Source organism: Embleya sp. NPDC005575 (genome assembly GCF_040605455.1).
Lineage (GTDB): Bacteria > Actinomycetota > Actinomycetes > Streptomycetales > Streptomycetaceae > Embleya.
This window is the reverse complement of sequence record NZ_JBEXCV010000274.1, coordinates 1-6,405: the sequence shown is the minus strand read 5'-3', so window position 1 is coordinate 6,405 and position 6,405 is coordinate 1. Positions and strand designations below refer to the sequence as shown.

The 6,405-nt window shown below is 70.3% G+C and carries 1 protein-coding gene; it reads right to left on the bottom strand.

The features are described 5' to 3' along the window. Positions 1-197: 197 nt before the first annotated feature. Entirely contained in the window at positions 198-6,383 is a 6,186-nt protein-coding gene (locus ABZS54_RS41595; protein ID WP_355548223.1) for an RHS repeat-associated core domain-containing protein, read from the bottom strand. Positions 6,384-6,405 lie beyond the last annotated feature (22 nt).

Genomic DNA, 6,405 nt, shown 5'->3' with positions numbered 1-6,405 from the left:
GGCGGCGCAGCCACTCCGCGTCGTCGCCGGGCGACGGGACCAGCGCGAGCGCGCGCTCGGCCACCGTCGCCGGCGTCGCCGGGTTCTCCGCCAGTCCCGCCACCCAGGCCGCGTGCACCTCGGGTCGATCCGTCAACTCCGTCTGCCTTTCCCCGGACCGGGCGGCCCGCCGTCGTACCGTGGTCCGGGGTGTCGGATCACCACGGGGAGCCGAAGAGCCAGGCCCACTTCTCCATCATGTCCCGCATGGCCGCGTAGATCTGGAGCAGTTCGTCTTCCCAGTCGTCGTCCGGCGCGGAGCCCATTTCCGCGGTGGAGACCTTACGCCGGTTTCCGCTGCCGTCGCCGTCGAACCATTCGATGCTGCCCCACGAGCGCTTCTTCTCCTGCACGGCGCGGAAGACGGTCAACATCTCCCAGGCCGTCTGATATCCGTCCGAGGCGGCCTTGCGCCATCCGTCCGAGTTCGGGTACCGCTGGGCCCACATGCCGCGCAGCACCGCGTTCTGGAACTTCTCCCGGGGCGTATTCCCGGGCAGGCCCTCCAGCGTGATGGACAGCCGGGTCGATTCGTTGTTGACGGCCGCCTGGACCGAGGTCATCCACGCCGGCGGCGCGTTGCCGTGCTGGTCTCCGCTCCTGGTGTTGTCGGCGCCTGTGAAGGACTGGTTGAACGTGCGGGCCTGGGGCGAGGGTTCCTCTTTGGGATTGGCCGGGTCGGACTGTCCCGCGCGGTAGTCCCAGGCCAGCTTGTCGGAATACCTGCCGATGCCGAGCACGACGTGCTCGCAGGTGTCGCCGCCGCCGTCGTTGTGCACCAGGACCGGGGTGTGGTCGGCCTGGACAAAGTAGGTGTGCACCCGGTCGACGGTGAGGTTGTAGGTCTTCGCGGTAGTGCTGTACGGGCGGACGGAGAGGATCTCGACCCGGCCGGTCGGGGTACGCAGTTCCTCGCCGGTTTCAAGGTCGGCGGCACGGGTCCAGGCACCGGTGGTGGCGTCGAGGAAGCGGTGGTCGGCGGTCGAGGTGATGGTGCGCGGGCCGTCGGCGGTGCCCACGGTGACGTCGACGAAGGAGGTGTCGTCGTCGGTGACGTGGATCGCGCTGACCTGCTCCGACCGGACCGGGGGGTCCGTGCCGCTGGAGGTGTCGGCCTCCGGCGCCGCCGCGACCCGGTCGCCGACCCGGACCTGGTCGATCGGCTTGGCCGTGCCGTCGGCGAGCAGCACCGGGGTGGCCGCGACGAAGCTGTTCTTCTTGCACTTGTCGTCGCTCTGATTGCGGGCGGGGAGTTTGCCGCCCTCCTCGAAGGCCTGTTGGGCGAGGTACAGGCTGCCCGCGGTGAGCCCGAGTTCGGCGCCGACGGCCACCGCGCTGGTGCCGGCCACGATGCCCGCGCTCGCCGCGGCGGCAGGCACCAGGACCGGTGCCGCGACCACGACCGCGGTGACCACCACGGCGATGACCACCGCGACCGCGACGACCTTGGCCGTCTTCTTGAGGAAGCTGCCCCAGCCCATGCCACTGGGGTCGGCGATGTTGACCGGGTTGCCGCCGCCGTAGGTGTACGGGTTCAGTTGGGCCGGGTCCTCGGCGACGGTCTGCGGGTCGCGGGACATGAATCGGCCTGCGCCGGGGTCGTATTCGCGGGCTCCGATGTGGGTCAGGCCGGTGGAGGAGTCCTTGGGCGCACCGAGGAAGCCCTTGTCGTCCGGCCACACGGTGGGCTGGGTGCCGCGCGCGTCGCCGTAGGGCATCGAGCCTCGGCGGGTGTGGTTCATGCTCGCGTAGTCGACGGCGAGTTGGCTGGTGCCGTGGTGGTCGGCGATCAGGATCGACGCCTTGCCGTCCGAGGAGCGGACGAACTGCCCGCCTGCGCCCGCGTAGTAGCGGGTGCCGGTGACCGTGCCGGTCGCGCGGGTGAGCTTGAGCTCGGTGCTGCCCAGGTAGAGCGTGACGCCGTCGGGTTCGCGGCGCAGCAGCCGGGTGCCGTCGGAGTCGTAGACGAAGCTGCTGGTCCCGGCCTGGCCGGCGACGGTCGTGGTGGCTGTCGCCATCCGGCCCTCGACGTCCCAGGTCATGTTCCGGTCGTCGCCGCCGACGGTGCGGCGGGTGGTGTTGCCGGCGTCGTCGTAGCCGTAGGAGGTGCGGTTGACGCCGCCGGGCCCGGCCGCGTCCACCGAGTCCAGGCGGTGTGCGGTGGTGTTGTAGGTGCGGGTGACGTCCTTGGCCGTGTTGCCGGTGGGATCGTGCTGCTTCTCGGTCCGGCGGTTGCCCACCGTGTCGAAGGTGTAGGAGGTCCAGTAGGCGTCGACGCCGCCGACCTTGGGTGTGCCGCCCGTGGCCGGACCGGCCGAGCAGTTGTCGGTCGCGGTCCAGGCTTCGGTCATCCGGCTGCGGTAGTCGTACGCGAAGCACTGGGTGTCCGTGCTCGTCGCGTCGTCGCGGTTGTTCACGACCCGGACGATGTTGCCGCCGGCGTCGGTGGTGTAGTTCAGGTCGTCGAGGGTCTGCGGTCCGGCCTTCTCCCGGTCCGCGACGGACCTGACCAGCCGGCGGGTGTCCTCGGCGTAGGTCATCGTGGCGATCGTGCGCCGGCCGACGTTGCCGAACTGGGTCTGGATCGCCTCGCCGAAGGGCGAGTACAGGGTGCCGTTGACGTAGCGGGTGTTGCCCGAGACCAGCGAGTTGGCCAGGCCGAACTTCGTGTAACCGTAGTCGAGTTTCTCGGCGGGCAGGCCGCCCCAGGACTGGCCGTAGGTGACCGTGTCGAGCAGGCCGATGCCCGGGGTGAACGCGCTGCTGGTGGTGTATTCACCGGCCAGCTTCTCCTCGCCGGGGGCGGCGGGGATGGTGACCTTGACGCCGCTGGGGTGGCCGGCGGTGTCGTAGCCGGTGGTCTCCGAGACGTAGCGCAGGCCGTTGTCGATCCGGGTCGAGGAGTGGGCCAGGCCCAGGTTGCCGGGCAGGTCGTAGGCCCACTCGGCGCGTACCGAACCGGTCGTGCCGCCTTCGCGCATCGAGGTTTTGCGGCCGAGTTCGTCGTAGGTGTAGGCGAGGGTTTGGCCGCGCGGGTCGGTGATCGTCTCGACCTGGTCGGCGCCGAACCTGCCGCCGGGCACGTAGGTGGTTCGGGTGGTGCCCTTTTCGGGGTCGATCGCTTTGGTCTGCCGGCCGCGCAGGTCGAACTCGTAGGTCCAGGTGCTGCCGCCCGCATCGATCACCTTGGTCCGGTTGCCGGCGGCGTCGTAGCGGTAGCGCGTCGCGTCGTAGGCGGTGGGCGGTGCGTCGTAGGCGGGAACGGGTGCCCCGTCGGCGGGGTTGGCGTCCTTGTACTGCCGCAGTTCGACGGTGCGGCCCACCACGTCGGTGACCTTGAGCGTCGTGGTGCCGCCGGCGGGCGGCACGGTGGCCACCCAGTTGCCGCCGTACAGGGTCCTGGTCCGCCAACGCTCGTTGTTGAGCGACTTGAACACGGATGCGGTGGTGCGCCCCTGGCCGTCGTACTCGAAGGCGGTCTGCGACGGGATCTGCGCGTCGGCGACGGACAGCAGTTGGCCGGTGGGCGCCTTGGCGTTCAAGAATCCGGCGTTCTCCTTGGCCTTGCGGCCCTGGTCGTCGTAGAAGGTGTCGGTGACCACCCGGCCGTCGGCCACCTGGCTCTGTACCTGACGCGGCCTCAGCAGGCCGTCGGACAGCGTGATTTCGGTGTGATAGCTGCCGTCGTCGAGCAGCGTTTTGGTGGTCACCGCGGTGGGCGCGGACTGGCTGGGGGCGTAGCTGTAGACCAGGTTCGCCGGGTCCTTGGTGGGTCGGCCGGACAACCACACCGAGGTCAGCCGGCCGAGCGCGTCGAACGCGGAGGTGGAGCCGCGTCCGTTCACGTCAGCCGACTTCAGGGTCAGGCCGCGTACCGGGTCGACGGTGGTACGTCCGGTCCAGCCCTTGGGGTTGGTGACCGCGACCTCGGTCGGGTTGCGGCCCGTTGCGGGAGTGTACGTCGTCGTGGTGACCTTGCCGTCCTCGCCGGTGACGGTCGACTCCCGGCCGTAGGGGTCGTGGGTGGTGACCGCGGCGACGCCGTAGACGGGGGTGGTGCCGTCGAAGCGCTCCAGACCCTCCTGCCGGGTGGCGTTGCCCTTGCCGGCCACGGGAGCCTGGCCCAGTGCCCGGCCGTCGTAGTAGTTGCGTGATTCGGCGATGGTGTTCGCCGGGGCGGCGGCGACCGAGCAGCGTGCGGAGGTGTGCAGTTCGGAGGCGGGATAGGCGAGCAGCCACGCGGTGCGGTCGGCGCCGACATAGGTGGTGCGGGTGCAGGTCTCGTCGCCGGTGACCGCGACGTCGCCCTCGTCGTCGACGGTGAGCGGTTGGCCGTCCTGGTCGAAGGTGCGATTGGTGCGTACGCTCTGCCAACTGCCGTCGGAGAGGCGGACCTTCTTGGTCTCGGTGCCGGTCTTGACCTGGTTGGCGGTCAGCGCGGGCAGCCCGGCGAGCCGGGGCCGGGTGGCGGTCTGCCGGATCACCCGGGGTTCGGTGATGGTGGACGTCGTGGGCGTGCCGCCGCGGGCGATGTCCTTGTCGTAGCTGATCTGTTCGCGGATCTGCCCGGTGAGCTCGGGGCGGTCGGTAATGCCCTGGACGGCCACCGAACGGGTCTTGCCGTCGGCGAGCGAGTCGCCGTCCATGCCACGGAAGAACACCGTCTCGCCGAGCACCGGGTCGGTCTCGCCCTTGCGTACACGCACCGTGCCGTAGCCGCGGAACTGGTTCCAGGTGCGGTGCTTGTCGAGGGTGAACTCGTCCTCGTCACGGTGCCAGGCGGCTCCACCGAGGTATTCGTAGGAGGTGAGCACCGTGGCCGAGCCGCTGCCGGCGACCAGGTCGTCGTCGGCGACCCGGGTGACCACATAGGTGTTGAACCAGTCCTTGACCGGATCGGTCTGACCGTCGGGGGTCCACCACACCGGGTAGCAGCGCCGGGTGTTGGTGTCCGGCGTGGGCAGGTCGGTGAGCGTGCAGTCCTGCGGGGAGTAGGTGACCAGGGTGTCCGCGCCGGTCTCCGAGTTGATCCGGGTGATCCGGTACTTGTACAGCGGCGGCAGGCCCTCCGCCCCGTCCACCCGGTTGGGCATCAGGGTGCCCTCGAAGGTGATCTTCGGCAGGGTGATCGCCGCGCTGCCGGGGGCCTTGCCGGTGTGCGTGATCGAGGCCAGCCACAAGGCCTTGCCGCCCCGGTCGCCGCTGCCGGGCAGGGTCTGCTCCAGGTCCCAGGTGTCGGCGGCGGTGTAGGCGGTACCGGTGCCGGACCACACCGAGGTGTCGATCCGGGTCAGCCGCTTGCGGGTCCAGAACGTCGGCGACCCGATGTAACAGGTCTTGTCCTTCTCGCAGTTCAGGTCGACCGGGACGTCCGGCCAACTCGCCGCGTGGTCCTTGTCGAAGGTGCCGCAGTCGCTCAGGCAGCGTTCGGCGTAGGTGAAGTCGACCTTGGCGGGCGCGGGCGCACTGTAGAGGGTGTCGGCGCGGTGGCCGTATTCGATGCGGATCGGGTAGCCGCCGCGCGTGTACTCGCCGGTGCCGGTGGTGGCGCCGCTCTTGGCGTAGAAGTTCTTTTCCCGGTCGTAGAAGTAGGCGGACGCGTTGCCGTGCACGTCGGTGACGAAGTCGAGGTTCCAGCGCCAGGCCTGGGTCTTCGCCGAGTCGGCGAAGGCCGCCTGGTGGCCGGGCTCGCCGGGGTTGTTGCCGAAGACGGGCGCGGTGTAGACCGAGTTGGTCTCCGGCTTGCCCGTGCTCCAGCCCGCCATCCGGTTCTTGCCGAACCAGTACTGGGTGCCCTCGCCGGTGGTCACCCGCCAGTACTCGTTGGCACCGTCGACCGCGTCGCCGTCGTCGCCGTTGCCGGTGTCGGCGGCGGTACCGCTCAGGTGCTCGACGCGGGAGCCGTCGTCGTCGGAGAGTTTCCAGGTGCCGGACGTGTCGTCGCGGACCAGTTCGGCGGACTTGCCGTTGAGCGAGACGGTGACGAACTGGCCGCCGGCCCAGCACCAGTCACCGTCCTTGGCCGTGTTCGACCCGGGCGTGTCCTTGTCGTCCCGACAACCCCGGTAGCGCCGCTCGATGAAGCCCTGCTCCAGGCCGCCCCAGCCCTCGCCGATCACCGACGGCTGACTGGAGGTGGACGAGGTGCGGCCGTCGACGGCGGACGAGGAGTAGCCGAGCGCCAGTTGCGGCGCCAACGCGCCCGGCGTCGGCGGCAGCGGGATCGGATCGCTCCAGGTGAAGCCGCCGGCGCTGCCGCCCGCACTCCAACTGCCGGAGGGGGACAGCGAGGTGGCCTTGAAGTCGCCCGAGCCGCCTGCGGTGCCGGCGGTGGCGGCGAGCACGGTGGCCGCGGCGGGCGCCGCG